This window comes from Gilliamella sp. B14384G12 (genome assembly GCF_016101825.1).
Lineage (GTDB): Bacteria > Pseudomonadota > Gammaproteobacteria > Enterobacterales > Orbaceae > Gilliamella > Gilliamella apicola_N.
Window position 1 is genome coordinate 24453 of sequence record NZ_JACFPU010000010.1, and the last position, 17774, is coordinate 42226.

At 34.0% G+C, this 17774-nt stretch carries 11 protein-coding genes and 1 pseudogene; 8 read left to right on the forward strand and 4 right to left on the reverse strand.

All coding sequences use genetic code 11. The features are described from left to right. Window positions 1-38: 38 nt before the first annotated feature. The 3 genes from H3S73_RS10265 to rph all read right to left on the reverse strand — a co-directional run bounded on the left by H3S73_RS10265 (window position 39) and on the right by rph (window position 2687). The gene (locus H3S73_RS10265; protein WP_198236540.1) at window positions 39-1151 is read right to left on the reverse strand and encodes an SIMPL domain-containing protein; all 1113 of its coding nucleotides are present in this window, start codon (window positions 1149-1151) and stop codon (window positions 39-41) included. A 161-nt stretch (window positions 1152-1312) separates the two neighbouring features. Beyond that, on the reverse strand, window positions 1313-1957 hold the full coding sequence (gene pyrE, locus H3S73_RS10270) for an orotate phosphoribosyltransferase (RefSeq protein WP_198236541.1): 645 nt from the start codon (window positions 1955-1957) through the stop codon (window positions 1313-1315). 13 nt (window positions 1958-1970) lie between these two features. Next, window positions 1971-2687 (reverse strand): ribonuclease PH, encoded by a 717-nt coding sequence (rph, locus tag H3S73_RS10275; protein WP_039127094.1) that lies wholly within the window; start codon window positions 2685-2687, stop codon window positions 1971-1973. 157 nt (window positions 2688-2844) lie between these two features. On the opposite strand from rph, the gene H3S73_RS10280 reads away from it, so the two are divergent. The 3 genes from H3S73_RS10280 (at window position 2845) to H3S73_RS10290 (ending at window position 5709) form a co-directional block, all read left to right on the forward strand. Further along, a complete protein-coding gene (locus tag H3S73_RS10280; protein ID WP_086327324.1) occupies window positions 2845-3711 on the forward strand; it encodes a YicC/YloC family endoribonuclease in 867 nt (288 codons plus the stop codon). Window positions 3712-3722: 11 nt separating this feature from the next. Beyond that, window positions 3723-4610 carry a DMT family transporter gene (locus tag H3S73_RS10285; protein WP_198236542.1) on the forward strand — a complete coding sequence of 296 codons (888 nt, stop codon included), beginning with the start codon at window positions 3723-3725 and terminating at the stop codon, window positions 4608-4610. 403 nt (window positions 4611-5013) lie between these two features. After that, window positions 5014-5709 carry a tetratricopeptide repeat protein gene (locus H3S73_RS10290; RefSeq protein WP_198236543.1) on the forward strand — a complete coding sequence of 232 codons (696 nt, stop codon included), beginning with the start codon at window positions 5014-5016 and terminating at the stop codon, window positions 5707-5709. A 113-nt stretch (window positions 5710-5822) separates the two neighbouring features. Here H3S73_RS10290 and H3S73_RS10295 read toward each other — a convergent pair whose 3' ends face one another. Next, window positions 5823-7214, reverse strand: a complete 1392-nt coding sequence (locus tag H3S73_RS10295) for an MATE family efflux transporter (protein ID WP_198236544.1) — start codon at window positions 7212-7214, stop codon at window positions 5823-5825. A gap of 360 nt (window positions 7215-7574) precedes the next feature. Between H3S73_RS10295 and yejK the strand changes: the two genes are divergently transcribed. The 5 genes and pseudogenes from yejK to H3S73_RS10320 form a co-directional block, all read left to right on the forward strand. Then, entirely contained in the window at window positions 7575-8579 is a 1005-nt protein-coding gene (gene yejK / locus H3S73_RS10300) for a nucleoid-associated protein YejK (protein ID WP_198236545.1), read from the forward strand. A gap of 32 nt (window positions 8580-8611) precedes the next feature. Further along, window positions 8612-9454: a deoxyribonuclease IV gene (nfo, locus tag H3S73_RS10305; protein WP_198236546.1), complete on the forward strand. Its 843-nt coding sequence runs from the start codon at window positions 8612-8614 to the stop codon at window positions 9452-9454. Between the two features lie 842 nt (window positions 9455-10296). After that, window positions 10297-14043 carry a DUF4132 domain-containing protein gene (locus tag H3S73_RS10310; RefSeq protein WP_198236547.1) on the forward strand — a complete coding sequence of 1249 codons (3747 nt, stop codon included), beginning with the start codon at window positions 10297-10299 and terminating at the stop codon, window positions 14041-14043. Beyond that, window positions 14037-17093: a hypothetical protein gene (locus H3S73_RS10315; RefSeq protein ID WP_198236548.1), complete on the forward strand. Its 3057-nt coding sequence runs from the start codon at window positions 14037-14039 to the stop codon at window positions 17091-17093. The genes H3S73_RS10310 and H3S73_RS10315 overlap by 7 nt, the downstream gene beginning before the upstream one ends. A gap of 15 nt (window positions 17094-17108) precedes the next feature. Then, window positions 17109-17750: pseudogene (locus H3S73_RS10320) on the forward strand (DUF4132 domain-containing protein); the annotation flags it as partial. Between the last annotated feature and the right edge of the window lie 24 nt (window positions 17751-17774).

Sequence of the window (17774 nt, forward strand, 5' to 3'; positions counted from 1 at the left end):
GATGAACTTTTTTATTAATCGATGATTTTTAATGTTAATTATTGTGTAACTTTTTTTATTATCTCAAATTTTCCTAATAAAGTGAGTTGTATTTCAAAATCAGAAGGAGCATAGATATTAATTTTATTTGTTGCTTCATCATCTGAACCGGGGGCCATCGCCATATTCATTGCTCCATAAAATCTTTCTCGTTTTTTTGGTGACTGTTGTTCGTAGTCAGCTTTTCTCATATCGAGATATTTTGGATCACCAACTAAATATTGTTTAGTCAATAACCGTTCAACTTTATTACTTAACTTATTTAATAAAAGTCTTTCATGATCATTAATTGCTCGCTCAATCGCATCTGGTGAAACACTATAAAAAATATCATCATTAACTTTTATTTTTAATTCTTGTGCTTTAGTAATAATTTTACCAACCACATCAAGTTTGTTAATCTTTATTTGTACGGTGTTATATACATGATGCTGTTTTTTGTCGATTTTTTTTGGTGAGGTGCGTTCGGTATTTGATTGAATGATCGAAAAATTATCAAGTTGTAGGTTTTTTAATTCGTTAGTTATAGTTGTATATTTTTGATAAACCATGTCTTTTGCTTTGTTTGCAGTAACTGCATTTTCAAAAATACTAAATGAGAACGCATTATTTGTTTCACTATTATATATTTGTTGGACATTATTAATGTTATATTTATCAAGTAATTTATTTAATTCTAAAAATTTTTCGTTATCATTGATATTGATAGCAAGAGTGAGAGTAGCTTTATATTGAGCATTATCTTCACTGACTTCTTCATAAGAATCCTGTATATAGTTGCCATAATCGGTTGTGATTAAATTGTTATCTTTAATGGCGAGTGTCGCTAAATAATCCTTAAATTCTTTCATGGTCTTAGCATTGATATTTGATGCCTCATCAAGGGTTGAAGCCTCTGTATCTAATGTAACCGAAAACTCAACCGTATTTGGTTTTAGTTTAATTGAATCAGTAATACTTGCTTCAATTTCTCCAACGGGAATTAAATTTTTGCCATATATTAATTGTTCAACTTTAGGTTCATTATTATTGATATTCCTAAGGTTTGCCGAATAGCAGGTAAAACTTGTTCCAATATTGAGTAATATAATAAATATTAATGTTTTTTTCATTCTATATTCCACTATTTTATTAGTTAATTATTTATTCGTTGTTTTGAATTATAGTAATAGAATTCTTTACTACCGAAAAATCACAAACAGTTTAATTTAAGATATGTAAAAAAAATACCTTAAGTTGAAAAAAGGTGTAAAAAAGCGTCGTAAGACGCCTTTTATATTCCATACTGAGTACGATAATTTTCGACCAGTTTAACTTGGTTTTGTCGAGAGGGATCTTGGTAGAGGTATTGGATTAAATCATCTAAAGTAATAATCGAAATCACATCACAATGATAAGTTTGTTTGATTTCCTGAATGGCAGATAGCTCACCACGACCTTTTTCTTGACGGTCAAGGCAAATCAATACACCTGCCAGTTTTGATTGATTATCTTCTAGAATTCGCATTGATTCACGAATTGCGGTACCCGCAGTAATTACATCATCAACTAACATAACACGTTGTTGATAAATAGTACTACCAACTAGGTTACCACCTTCACCATGGTCTTTAGCTTCTTTACGGTTAAAGCAATAAGGAACATCAACATTATAGTGCTCAGATAAGGCCACTACTGTTGATGAAACAATCGGAATCCCTTTATAGGCAGGACCGAAGATGACATCATAGTTTAAATTTGCATCCATCAATGCGGCAGCATAAAAGCGACCTAATAAAGCCAGATCTTTACCTGTATTAAACAATCCTGCGTTAAAAAAGTAAGGGCTTTTACGTCCTGATTTTAAGGTGAATTCACCAAATTTTAGTGCTTGCCTATCTAAAGCAAATTCAATAAACTCACTTTTATATGATTTCATCGATCCTCTCCAATTAATCTTTTAAGGCTTGTCTTTGTGCATCAATAATTGTTGCAATACCATTTTTTGCTAGTTCTAGCAGTTTTAATAATTCTTCATGACTGAATGGTTCACCTTCGGCAGTACCTTGTACTTCGATAATACGTCCGTCATCAGTCATAATGACATTCATATCTGTATCAGCATTGGAATCTTCAATATATTCCAAATCACATACTGCTTGACCCTCGACAATTCCGACAGACACAGCTGCAACCAATGATTTAATTGGGTTCTGTTTTAATTTACCATCAGCAATCATTTTATTAATTGCATCATTAAGAGCAACACATGCACCGGTGATGGATGCTGTTCGTGTTCCGCCATCGGCTTGAATGACATCACAGTCTAGGGTAATGGTATATTCGCCAAGTAATTTAAGATCAATCATGGCTCTTAATGAACGGGCAATAAGTCGTTGGATTTCCATTGTACGACCTGTTTGTTTCCCTTTTGCCGCTTCACGCTGAGTTCTTGAATTGGTTGCGCGTGGCAACATGCCATATTCTGCTGTAACCCAACCTTGATTTTGACCTTTTAAAAAGCGAGGTACACTTTCCTCAACCGTTGCGTTACACAGTACTTTGGTTTCACCAAATTCAACTAATACAGAACCTTCTGCATGCTTAGTATAATGACGGGTTATTTTGATTGGGCGGACTTGTTCCGCAGCTCGACCAGACGGGCGCATGCAATTCTCCAGCTATTATATAAAAAAATGTTTGAATTTATCATTTAGGAGGACATCAATTAAAGAAAGGATTGATGTTTAGCCTAAGCTAAGAGCGCATTATACAGAATTTATGATACAATGCCCAGCAAGTTTTTTATAAATTTAGGATCCAATTATGATTTCAAGTATGACTGCCTATGCCCGAAAAGAAATTAACCAATCATGGGGGACGGCCTCTTGGGAGTTGCGTTCGGTTAATCAACGCTACTTAGAAACCTATATTCGTATGCCTGAACAGTTTCGAACACTTGAACCGATTATTCGAGAACGACTTCGAGGTCGATTAACACGCGGTAAAATTGAATGCAATTTACGCTTTGAACTCGATCCTGCTTCGCAGCATCAAGAATTATCTTTAAATGAGGATCTTGCAAGACAGGTTCTTAGTGCGGTTAATTGGATTAAAACTGAATATAAATCTGGTGACGTTAATCCTATTGATGTTTTACGTTGGCCGGGTGTGCTATCAGCTAAAGAACAAAATCTTGATAGCATATCACAAGAAATCTTAGCATTATTGGATGAAGCCATTAATGAATTAATTACTGTGCGTGAACGCGAAGGAGAAGTGTTACGTGATCTTATCATCCAACGTTTAGACAGTATTACGACAGAAGTTGAAAAAATTCGTCAATGGATGCCACAAATACTCGAATGGCAAAAAGAGCGCCTGCAAAACAAATTGGCTGAAGCGAATATTGAACTCGACAAGTCAAGATTAGAACAAGAAATCGTATTGATGGCTCAACGTATTGACGTAGCTGAAGAGCTTGATCGTTTAATGACTCATGTTAAAGAAACCTACGCAATTTTAAAGAAAAACGAAGCAGTCGGGCGCAGACTTGATTTTATGATGCAAGAATTTAACCGCGAATCCAATACCATCGCCTCAAAATCAATTAATGCAGATGTAACCGCTAGCGCCATTGAACTTAAAGTCTTAATTGAACAAATCCGAGAACAAGTACAAAATATTGAATAAACTGTTATTCAATGAATAAGTATTTAGGGATTTTAGCCGTTATTTTGGCATCGCTATTATGGGGTACGACAGGTACGGCAGCCACGTTTGCCCCAGCTTTATCCCCTTTATTTATCGGCTCGTTTGCTATGGGTATGGGGGGGATTTTGCAATGTGGATTGGCTACCGTTAAGATTGTTCATGATCGTGCTTTATTGGCAGTGCATTGCAGATTCTTGATCTTGGGGGCACTTGCTGTAGTTATCTATCCTTTAGCATTTTATTCTTCTATGCGTTTATCTGGGGTAACCATTGGTACCGTTGTTTCTATTGGTTCAGCACCCATTTTATCGGCGATAATTGAATATTTTAGTCGTGATTTTCAACTCAATAAACAGTGGGCTATGGGTGCTTTATTGGGGATTATTGGAATGGTGATGTTAGCTTTTTCTGACAATGCAAGTACAACAATCCAATATACTCATGTTAATTTAGGTATTTTATTAGGATTAGTTGCGGGCTTGACTTACGCTCTCTATTCATGGTCAGCAAGGCAATTAATGTTAAAAGGCGTTAATACTAAAGCGGCAATGGGCGCTACTTTTGGTTGTGGGGGATTACTATTAATTCCTGTTATGTTAATAACGGGCTCTGCTTTTGTTAATTCATGGAATAACATGACAGTTGGATTTTATATGGCATTGATACCGATGTTTTTAGGTTATCGTTGCTACGGTTTTGGATTATCAAAAATCTCGGCCAGTATGGCAACAACCATTACCTTACTTGAACCCGTTATTGCTGCGATTCTTGCTATGTTAATTGTGGGTGAATGCTTATCATTAATTGGTTGGATTGGCATGCTGTTGATCTTTATTTGTCTGATTATGGTAACCTTATCAAGTTTGGCTAACAACTGAATATTTGGTATTTTTTCTTTAGCTATTTTATAAAAAAATTAATTCAATCCGCTACTCATCAATACTGTTTTTTGTCTTTTACAATTTTTTACTTTAATAAGTAAGCCAAGAATATTTTTCTAAAATAAATAACAGACCTCTTATTTTGATGAAATAGTAAAAATATTAATTATTTCTGACAGATTAAAATCAAGAAAAAATCTCTAACTCTTTCTATCTCAATAATAAAATTCATACAGATTAAATAGACCTTTCAACTTTTTACACATGTAATAAGAATTTAAAAAATAATATTTTACGATACTGGATAATTAAATAGATGTTGTTAAAATAAACAGACTATATTTTAATCAAAATATAGTAAATCATAGATAATCACAAATAATAAAAGGGGATGATAAATATGAAAAAATTACTTACTTCTGGTTTGTTATTTCTATTTTTAGCGGGACCTGCTGGTGCACAAGCAGTTAAAGAGTCATTAAAAGATGTACCTTATGATGAAGTACTAAAAATGGCAACGGAAAATAATGACCCAAAAGCGCAATATGATTTAGGTGTTCGCTACTTTCAAGGTGAGGGGGTTGAAAAAGATCCGTTGAAAGCCAGACAATGGTATGAAAAGGCAGCTGCACAAGGCCATTCTGGAGCTGAATCTAATTTAGGATATATGTATGAGAATGGCATAACAGTTGACCAAGACTATGCTAAAGCCAAAGAGTTTTATGAAAAAGGTGCTGCAAAAAATGATGAATATGCTCTATATAATCTTGCTAGTTTATACAAAGAAGGTCGAGGTGTAGCTAAAGATCCATTAAAAGCAAAAGAATTATTTGAAAAATCAGCCGAACTAGGTCTTGTAAATGCACAGTATCATTTAGGGGATATGTATTTAACGGGTGCAGGCATAGATAAAGATCTCAATAAAGCTCGATATTGGTTTGAAAAAGCAGCCGAACAAGGGCAACCAGAGTCACAGTTTAATTTAGGGGTCATGTATGAAAATGGAGCAGCAGGTCTAACAAAAGATCATAACAAAGCAATGGAATTGATTGAAAAAGGATGTGAAGGCGGTGTAGAACATCCAATTTGTCAATGAGTTTGTTTATCGAATTAAAAATTATAATCAGTAATGTTAATAGCAATAAGTAATACGGCCTTATAAAATTTAAAAGGGGCAAAGTGCCCCTTTTGTTTTTTAATTTTAGTATATTACGAATTAACTTGTTTAGGATAATGCCGACTTTTAATCGATTTAAAATACCAGTAGAGTGCTGCATAAGCGATACCGGTTGATAAAAGGTCAGCAGTAGGTGATGATGCCCAAACTCCATCTAAATCGAAAAATAGCGGTAAAATATAAAGTGTTGGCAATAAAATTAAAATTTGTCTTGAAAGACTGAGTAAAATAGAAACTCTAGCCATACCAATACATTGGAAAAAGCTTGTTGTCACCATTTGGAACCCAACAAACGCAAATGAAAGCGTTGTATACCTTAGTGCAATAGCTGATATAGCAACTAAATCCGCTTCGGAACTGAATGCTCTAACCAGTACATCAGGCATAAAGCAACCTAATATAAATCCAGCACTCGTGATCACAGTAGCGATTTTTACTGCGTAGAAAAAGGTCTCTTTCACGCGTTTATAATTCTTTGAACCATAGTTATAGCCAATGATTGGTTGCATTCCTTGGTTAACGCCAATGACAATCATAATAATCAGGGTTATTAATCGATTTGCATTTGAATAACCAGCAATAGCATCGTCACTTGAAACATGAGAAATCGGCGCATAGTGAGTTAATTGCCAGTTTATAAATACCACTACCACAGACGCAGCAACTTGCATGGCAAATGGCGACATGCCAATCGAAAGAATCGATTTAATATATGTAATATCAAGCCTAAAATTACGACGATATAGCTTGATATTACTGTTTTTGCTAACAAAGTGCTGCATTACAAACAAAAAGCTAATGAACATCGATAAGGTGGTTGCAAAAGCTGCGCCTCGCATGCCCCAACCTAAAGCAATAATAAAAATTGGGGCAAGAATAATATTGGCAATCACGCTAATAAACATAGTTACCATAGCTTTAAAAGGATAACCACTTGCTCGCATCATATTGTTGTAGTTGAAAGTCAATGTGATAAAAATACTACCCGGCAAAAATACCTCTAAAAACTCACGAGCGTAAATATGGTTGGTTGGGCTTGAACCAATAAAATGTAAAACAGGGTCAATAAAATAAAGTAATAACGCTAAAGTAATACCACTAAGTACTGCTGTTAACATAAACGAAGTACCCGCAACTTTTTCGGCTTTATCGATTTCGCCTCGACCTAAAAATATAGAAATACGGCTCGCCGAACCAATACCTACTAACATACCAATACCCGCAGCAAGATTCATAACGGGTAAAATAATGCCTGCACCACTCAATGCTTCGCGCCCAATCCAATGCCCAATAAAAACCCCATCAATAATGTTATACAGGGTATTGACGGTTGTCCCAATAATGGAGGGAAGTGCATATTGCCAAAATAATAAACTGATTTTTTTATTCTTAAAATCATTATAAATATCTTGAGGATTTGCCATATTATTTATTCCAAATATAACAGATTGTAAAAAAGTTTCAGATTAACATTACGTTTCAGTAAAAAATATTATTGTTAATTACACTATTTATCACTATGCTAATGGCACTTATGAAGTTGTCTTATCAAAAATGAGTTGGTGAGGTTTTTTAGCCACTAAGACTCAAGTTATCGTTATTAATATTTCTTAAATACCATTAGATTTTGTAAAGAAGTTTCAGGTTAACTATACGTTTTAGTATAAAATCTAACTAATTATCATTTGTTATCTAATCAGACTAATAAATTGTGGATAGCACTTTTTTAGTGCTTTGATAAAATAGTGGTAGTCTTACTTTTGCCATCCAAACAGGAATTCTAAATGAGTGTACAAATAGAAAAAGTTATTTTACATAAATTAATCAGAAAAAATGACACTGAAATTGAACTGCAACTTCGTGATTCAATGCTAAGCAATCAACAAGCGGTTGTCAATTTAATTGAGGATATTAACCGTATTTATAATAATAAAAGCAAAGCTTATGGGCTCTTTAATAGTGAAAGTCTGTTTGAACAATCGCTTAAAGAATTACGTTTAGGCAACCAAGATTTTTTGCATTTTAGTCAAGAATCGACCAAACAACTACGCAATGAACTCGCTAAATACCCGTTTGCCGAAGGTGGCACGGTGGTCTTTTGTCATTACCGTTATCTAGCTGTTGAATACTTAATTATTGCAGTATTAAATAGCTGTTCAAGTATGTTAGTTAATGAACAGCTTGATATAACCGAAACCCAATATTTGGATATTGATCATGCCGATATTATTGCACGAATTGATATCACTGAATGGGAAACCACACCAGATTCAAAACGCTATTTAACCTTTTTAAAAGGGAGAGTTGGGCGCAAAGTGTCTGACTTTTTTATGGACTATTTAGGCGCCAGTGAAGGATTAGATGCGAAAGCTCAAAATAAAACTTTAGTGAAAGCGGTTGATGACTATTGCCAAGAAATGCAATTTGATAAACAAGACAAAACCAGCGCCCGTGAAAATGTCTATAATTATTGTCAAGCTCAATTACAAGCAGGCGAAGAGATCGAACTCAAAAATCTGGCTAATGAATTGCCGGCTAATGGTGAAAATAATTTTGCTGAATTTGTAAAAAATAGCGATTACGATTTAGAAGAGACCTTTCCAGTTGATCGTAGTGCACTGCGTCAACTCAAAAAATTCTCAGGTAGTGGCGGTGGATTAACCTTAAGTTTTGATTCTGACTTATTAGGTGAACGAATTAAATGGGATCAGCAAACTGATACACTAGTGATTAAAGGTGTTCCACCAAATTTACGCGATCAATTACAACGTAATAGCGGTTCAAAATAATCATCACATCCAATTATCAGGAACATAAAAATATGAAATACATTGGTGCACATGTTAGCGCAGCAGGGGGAGTTGATAATGCTCCAATCAACGCCTATCAAATTGGCGCAACAGCTTTTGCCTTATTTACAAAAAATCAAAGACAATGGCATGCTAAGCCACTTGAATCAGCCATGATTGATAGCTTTAAAAAACGCTGTGAACGGTATGGCTTTACCAGTAAACAGATCTTACCGCATGATAGTTACCTGATAAATCTAGGTAGTCCTGACAATGAGCAACTCGAAAAATCACGAACGGCTTTTTTAGATGAGATGCAACGCTGTGAACAGTTGGGACTCACCTTATTAAACTTTCATCCGGGTAGTCACTTACAAAAAATATCGGTTGATGACTGTTTAGCGCGTATTGCTGAATCGATAAATATCACTTTAGATAAAACCAAAAACGTGGTTGCTGTGATTGAAAATACGGCTGGGCAAGGATCTAACTTAGGTTATAAGTTTGAACATCTAGCACAAATCATTGACAAAGTTCAAGATAAAACTCGTGTGGGTGTTTGTATTGATACCTGTCATGCCTTTGCTGCTGGTTATGATTTACGTACCGAAAAAGCCTGTAAAGAAACGTTTGATGAATTTGAAAAGATTGTTGGCTTTAAATATTTACGGGGCATGCATTTAAACGATGCCAAAAGTGAACTCGCCAGCCATGTTGACCGCCATGACAGTTTAGGTAAAGGTAACATCGGTCAAACAGCATTTAAATTTATCATGCAAGATCCGCGAATTGACGAAATACCGCTCATTCTTGAAACCATTGACCCAGATATTTGGGCTCAGGAGATTGCTTGGTTAAAAGAGCAAGCTAAGTAGTGAGAATGAAAAAAACGATAACAAATTAATCAAAAAATAATGATGATTAGTTTATTGCTCTTATTAAATTGTGGTGTTTATGCTCACAAGCGCCACAAAACCAAGCTCCATCTATCCCTAACATTACATATATCACACTTAATATAATTGAATATCTAGCCAATGAATTAGCTTTCGATTACACGTTGCTCTTAATAAATATTACTTTTTATTATTTTTATGGCAAAAGTTGTTGGCAAAAACTATCTTTTTAATTTAAAAATAAAATCAATAATATTAAAAAAATTTAATAGAAATGGATCATTTAGTTATTTGGTTGCAACCGTTTGTTTAATAAAAGGAATAAAGAAATAAAATGTTAAACAAATTAGTATATTTTCTGTTTATGTTTTTGCCTTATCATTTTTCATCTCTATCCATCCATTACATGAATATTTTATACCTAGATGTGATTATCGACATTAATGTGTGAGTGGAGTGTAATTAAAAGTAGTAATACCTTTTTATCATTTTGCATATTAAAAACTTTAAGTTTAGGCTCGATAACAGAAATGGCTCGAGTACAAATAATCTTTAATGTATTACAATCAAGAAAAAAATAACTTAATTAAATACAACTAAAAAATAGTATAAAATATATAGCTTTAACTTGTAGCCATTTTTGGATGATGCCCAATAAACTTATCTAGTCATTATGAAATGATTTGTAATGATTTACATCGTTTTATATTTATTTAAATGGCAAAATTGAATTAGAATAAGTCGCGATTAAAAAGCTACAAATAAGTTGCAAATACAAATGGATACCCAAGATTTGAGCCTTAATAGGAAAATAAAGGAATATGAAAGAAATAAAACAATTATCAACTAAAACTCACACATCCGAAGAATTAATTACCGTTATCTTTAAGCCATTAAGTGAACAAGATAAATCTTTACCAACACGGATAACACAATATATCTTGTATGGTGATGAAATTGATGTATTAGTCGATTTAGAGAAATTATGTCAAATACCTAATAAGGCAAATGATCTTTATGAATTATTGCAAAGCCCCTCAGGTATTTATCGTTCACGTTTTTATTACTTTAGTTATGAGAAACTTCATCCATCATTTAAAGCTCGCATTGACGTGTATAAGTCTTGGACCGATATTTATACACCAGAACAAATAATTCGATTTGCCCGAGTTTTTGCCACTTTAATTGACCATTTACATTTTATTAAACGTATAAACGAGCAAATCCCATCATGGTTTCTCTATTTGTTATATGACGGACTGATTACCACGTTACCATCTTATGATGATTGCGAAAACGAAAATGGAATTATTGAACGTGAAAATTGGTCAGTACAACAATTACATCAATTTCTTGAAATTGAACAAGCAGGATTAGGTGAAAAGTTACTATTTGCCATTTTTGACCGTCAAAATATTCCTGTTATACGTGTTGGTTTATTTAAATATTTTAACCGATTGAATGGATTATTGAGTTATATTCAAGAACGAATTGAATTATTTAAGCAGCTCCCCTCACTCGGTTTAGCACTTTTTGGGCAGATTGATCAACTTAAATATATTCAACGATATCCAAAGCTTCAGTTGCAACTAGTTGATTTTCTTGCAATGCAGGCGTTAAATACATCCAAACAGGTGAATCAATTAGCTATAGAAATACTATTTAACTTACCACATGAGCTGGTTCAACCCCAATTACAACACTTTTTAACTTCAGGCTCGGCTAAGGAGCGCGCTAATGCCGCAATATTACTCTCTCGAATCATTTCTGAACCGACAATTTTACAGCAAGCTTTAGCCAACGAAACTAATAAAACAGTTATTGCTACCATTGAAAGTGCTTTATCAAGATTAGAAAGTGCCAATGAAGCCAAACAGCAAGCGAATTTAGTTATTCCTGATTTTGAACCAATTAGTGATACACCATTACCAATCACTGCTCGTAATGTTTTACAGCAAAATTTTGACGAGTTCCTTATCGAATGTAAAAGAGCGATGCAAAATGAGCTAGAGGAAAACAAAGAAAATAATACATCATGGAGTTATAATCAGTACCGTTATAAAAAGTTGAAAACAGTGACGTCAAAGTCTCTTGATAAGGTCTTTGAATATTTAAATGGTAAAATCGATCGCTCAGCATTATACAAAGAAATTGACGAGAAAATTGATTTTGATTTTTTACTTATTAAAAATCGATTATCAAACTTACCAGAATTTTCTTTATTTCACTTATTTCGAATGAGACGATTAATTGATGATTCAAGTGTTACTTATTATTTTAATCGATTATACGAAAACTATGACGTTGTTAAAAATGCCGATCTTAGACAAATAGCTGATGTGTTTAAAAAAATTAATATCATTCCAGATGTTGAATATACAATTGCACTACCGTTTTTAAGCAGTGATGTTTTTCACGATATTTATGAAAATGAACCCTATAAATTGTGGGCTTTTTTTGCTGAAAATGAGTTTTTAATTGATGAAGCATTAGGTTTTGCTCCTCCACAATTCGCTCAGTCTCGTTATGATCGTATTGATAGAGTTTGTACCATAAAAATATTACAGCTATTTCCAACTATTCCAGCTAAATATGTCGCTTATCTATTTGAATTAGCTTTAGGCGAAATTAAACGGGAACGTTATGCTGCGCAAGATGCCTTAAGACAGATCCCCAATATACATAATCAAATTGAACAAGCCTTATCCTCCGCAAAACAAGAGGTACGTATAGTTGCCGCTAATTGGTTGGCCGAGTTAGGACAAACAAGCTCGATTAAAGCACTAAATGCTGCACTAAAAAAAGAGAAACGCGAAACAGTACAAGCAGCAATATTGATTGCGCTCGAAAAATTTGGTGAAGACATTAGTCAGCACTTAACGCCGAAAAAGTTATTGGCTGATGCCCAGAAAGGTTTAAAAGGTAAAATACCAACCGATTTTGATTGGTTTGATTTTAACTTAATACCGACGTTAACTTGGCAAAATGGTAAGACAGTTGAACCACAAATTATTGAGTGGTGGATCTGCTTAGCGGTCAAGTTAAAAGATCCGGCTAATCCGTTGTTAACTATTTATAATCAATTGTTAAGTACCCAAAGTCAGCGACAGTTAGGCGAATTTATTTTACAAAGTTTCATTAATCAAGATACCCAAACACCAACACTGGAAGAGGCAGAGGCCAAAGCCAGCTTAGAGGCCAATAAACGATTGCAAGACTATATTGGATATTATCAGCGCTATCCAAAACAATTTTCTAGATACCAAAATATTACTTATGAGCAGGTTTTTGAAGAAATCAAAAATGAAACATTAGCAATCTATCTTGGCTCAGCCATTAAATCAAAAGGAATATTAGCATTAACCTGTGGTATTGAAGGCTCTATTGCAGTGTCTCTCTTACGCAGTTTTATGAAAAATCATTATCAACGTCGAGCACAAATTGAAGCGATGCTTGAACCCCTGGCAAACAGTGATGATCCGATGATCATTCAACTATTGTTATCATTAGCGCGCCGTTATCGTACGGCATCCATTCAAGAAAAGGCCAGATATTTGGTAGAAAGTATTGCCGAACGCTCAGGCTGGACGACTGATGAATTGGCAGACCGCACCATATCGACGGCAGGGTTAGATGATAATGGCTTGTTAATTCTTGATTACGGTGAGCGTACCTTTACTGCTAGTTTGGATGATAAATTTAAATGGCAATTGAAAAATGCTGATGGAGAAAAGATCAAAGCATTACCTGAAGCACGTAAAAGCGAAAACCCTGAATTAGTTAAAGAAGCCAAAAAACAGTTCAGCAATAGTAAAAAAGAGCTTAATCAATTGCTCACTATGCAAATAAGCCGTTTTTACGAAGCCATGTGTGCCGAGCGTCAATGGCGAGTAGAAGATTGGCAAAAATATCTGCAACCACACCCGATTGTGGGACGATTTATTCAACGTTTAGTTTGGTTACAATTGGATAATAACGGTCAGATTGTCAATAGTTTTAGACCAACTGAAGATGGCAGTTTAATAACCAATCAAGATGACGAAATCTTACTTGATCAAAATCACTTTATTACCGTTGCCCATTCAGCATTACTAACGAGTGATGATATAGCACAATGGCAAGCGCATCTTAAAGATTACAAAGTAAATCCATTGTTTGAGCAGTTTAGTGATCCACTACCGGATATGAGTAAGTTTAAAGATGGCGTTATTGATGACCGTTTAGGCTGGTTAACCGACAGTTTTACCATTCGTGGTATTTTAACCAAATTGAGTTATAAGCGTGATACTACTGAAGATAGCGGATGTTTTTATGGTTATCATAAATACTTTGGCAGTTTAGGTATTTATATCAATATTGAATTTAGTGGCAGCATGCTACCTGAAGAAAATATTCCAGCAGTACTTTATAACCTTTATTTCAGTAATAAAAAGGGATTCAAAGATAGAGCAATTGCGCTCGATAAACTACCCAAAGTGTTATTAGCCGAAGGTTATGCTAATTATATGGCAGTTGCAAATGCCTGTAGTGGTTTTGATCCTAATTGGAAAGATAAATTAATATGGTAAAACATAAACAAAACTTGATGGAACAGGTTATTTTTGATTGCTTCTCAGGTCTAAATAAATTAGAACAGTCAATGCCTGAACGGATTTGTCATTATATTTTATATGGCAAAGATGACATGGTTCTTGATGATCTAAAAGTATTATCAAAAACGAATAAATATAAACGGATTTATAGATTGCTTGGTATGCCTGGTTTTGTTGGTTTTTCTGATGAAAGTAATGAACCACTGCAAAAAATACGAGCTAAATTTTATCAATTATGGACGAGTCAATATTCACCTGAACAGATCATCAGGTTTGGTAAAATTTTAGCAGCAACTGATATTCTGGACCTGCCTCAAAGACAGGTTTATTATGAGAAAATAAATATTAATGTTATCACTCCAAAACTGCCTTTGTGGTTTTTATATCTGTTTATTGACGGTTTGGTCACTACTTTTTTAGGGCGTAATTTCAATGCTGAGCAAAATATCGCTGAGCGTGATAATTGGTCCATTGAGCAATTACATCAATTACTCGAAATTGAGCAGACAGGGTTGGGAAACCAACTTATGTTTGCTCTTTTTGATCGACAACAAGTACCAAAATATTACTATCGTTATTTTAATACTGTTTTTGCGATTAGAGGGTTGAAATTATATATAACTGAAAACTTAGAATGGTTTAAATCTTTACCAGATCAAGAATTATCCACAATTGGTCAATTGCAACAATTGCAATATATTGCCAGTCATACCGAACTTAAAGAACAAGTAGTGGATTTGTTAGTCAAACAATCCACCAGTAGCATCAAAAAAATAAGAGAGTTAGCGACAACGCTATTGTTTAGTGTTTCTACAGAAAGTGCGCAAAATCATTTAATTGCTTCATTCGCACAAGGTACACCAAAGCAACGTTGTCAAAAAATTGCGCTATTAGTTAAATTGTCTGTTGATAAAGTAATATTAGAAAAAATACTAACTGAAGAAACGAATAAAATAGTAATTAAAAGTATCGAAAGTGCTTTATTTTCCGTTAACGATGATAAGTTAGTTAGGCAGCAAGAGGATGAATTTATCATTCCTCCTTTTATGGCAATTACTGAAATTGATTTACCTGTGAAAGCGCGCGATATATTGCAACAAAATTATCAAGAGTTGTTAATACAATCGCAAAATAGAGCACAACAAGAAAAACTCGATAATCAAAGATATCATTGCCTATATACGAAAGAGCAAGAACGTTACGAGCAATTAACTACTTTCACTGACAATGATTTAGATACGATTTTTAATTATCTAAACGCTAAGGGTGAATTAAAGCAATCTGATATTAAAAATAAGCTAACTAATGAAATTATTTTACATAAAGGGCGTTTGCAAGCATTTCCTGAATTTAATTTGTATCACTTATTACGCGCAGAAAAAATTACTTATACTAAGATTGAAGCGTTTTGTTTAGCTTTAAGTTTTTTAAAACATGAAATATTGCTGCATACCGATTTACGCTTGGTCGCTCAGGTTTTAAATAACATATCCGATATGCCCGATGTCAAACGTATTGTTGCCGCAGCATATTTGATGAATTATTATTATGATCTAACCTTAGAGAGTGACGCAAATTGTGTTTGGCCTTTTTTTGCTGAAAATCTTATCTATCTTGATGAAGCATTGGGATTAATCCCCAGCCTTGAGCCACAAAATAGTGATTATACTTTTGATAAAAAGCGTGGCCTAAAAATCTTAACTTTCTTTCCAAAACTTCCAGCTAAATATAATATTCATTTATTAGAGTTAGCATTAGGCGATACCAAAATACCTCGCTTATTGGCCCAACAAGCACTAAGTAAATCGCCTTGTATACATCGTCAAGTTGAAAAAGCATTAACTTCTAATAAATTAAAACAGCGTATTTTAGCAGCTAACCTGTTGGTAATATTAGGAAATAAATCTTCGATTGCTGCTTTAAATACCGCTTTAAATCAAGAAAAACAAGAAGCGGTACAAGCAGCACTATTATCTGCGCTAGAAAGTTTAGGTGAAAATATTGGCCAATATTTAACACCATCTCGATTACTTGATGATGCAATCAAAGGCTTAAAAAGTAAAAAACCGACAGGTATTGAATGGTTAGTTAGTGATACTATCCCTGCTTTAACATGGCAAAATGGTGATCAGGTTGATCGCAGAATTATCACTTGGTGGACATGGTTAGCTGTAAAACTAAAAGAGCCAGCCAATCCTTTATTAACTATTTATATTAGTCTGTTAAGTGATAAAAGCCAAAAACAGCTTGGTTTATTTATATTACAAAGTTTTATCCAACAAGATACCTTAACCCCGACCTTAATAGAAGCAGAAAATGAGGCAAAATTAACCGCACCAGTGCGACTACAGTCCTATTTAAATAGTTATAAAAATCATCCCGACTTATACCCTGAATATCAAAATATCACTCTCCAACAAGTTATTGAAAGAATCAAAAAAGAAGTGCAAACTCGTTTAATTGGTTCGGCAATTAAATCAAAAGGTTTATTGGCTTTAACTGGTGGAGTTGAAGGCCATATAGCCGTATCAATAATAAAAGCTTATATGAAAAATCATTACACTAGACGAGAGCAAATTGAAGCAATGTTAGAAGCGATCGCCGTTAATGATGATTTCATCATAATTCAATTTTTGTTATCTATTCCTTACTGTAATCCAAAAAAAACTATTCAAGAAAAAGCAAAATCTTTGGTAAACCAAATTGCTGAGCAGAAAAAATGGACAACAGATGATCTTACTGAACGTACTGTTTCAACTGCTGGGCTGGATGATTCTGGCAAACTTATGCTTGATTACGGCGCACGAATGTTTACGGCCAGTATTGATGATAACTTTAAATGGCAATTAAAAAATTCGGAAGGTAACAATATAAAAACTTTACCAGAAGGGCGTAAAGATGAAGATCCAACAGTGATCAAAGAAGTGAAAAAACAGTTTTCACATTATAAAAAAGAACTCGCACAAGTTGTTACAATACAAACCGAACGCTTGTATGAAGCCATGTGCACCCAGCGCCGTTGGTAAGTAAGTAATTGGCAACAATATCTATTTGCCCATCCAATTGTCGGTCGGTTGGTGCAAAGATTAGTGTGGTTAGCGGTTGATGAACAAGGTAAGATTTGCAACAGCTTTAGGCCAACTGAAGATGGTAGTTTGATTAATTTAAACGATGAAGAGATCATTTTGAATCAAAATCACTATATCACTCTAGCTCATAATGTTTTGTTACCAGCCAGTCATACAAAACAGTGGCAAGTACATCTTAAAGACTATAAAGTTACGCCATTGTTTGACCAATTTGCTAACCCTTTACCAAAGAGCCAATGGATTGATGATGGTATAGTAAATAATTATACAGGTTGGTTAACGGACGCGTTTACCATTCGCAATGTCCTTACTAAAAGAGGTTATAAACATGATTATATTGAAGATAGTGAATGCTTAGATTATTATTGTAAATACTATAGTAACCTAAATTTGTATACCATCATTCAATTTAGTGGGAATTATATTTCTCAAGACAATATTTCAGTAGAACGTTATTATCTCTCTTTTCGTCAAAAAAGGGTCTATACAAAACCCAAAATTGATGCTAACAACATCCCCCCGGTGTTATTAGCCGAAAGTTTTGCTGATTATATGGCTGTCGCTAATGCTTCAAGCAAATTTGATTCAGATTGAAAAGATAAAAAGATGATAAATCAG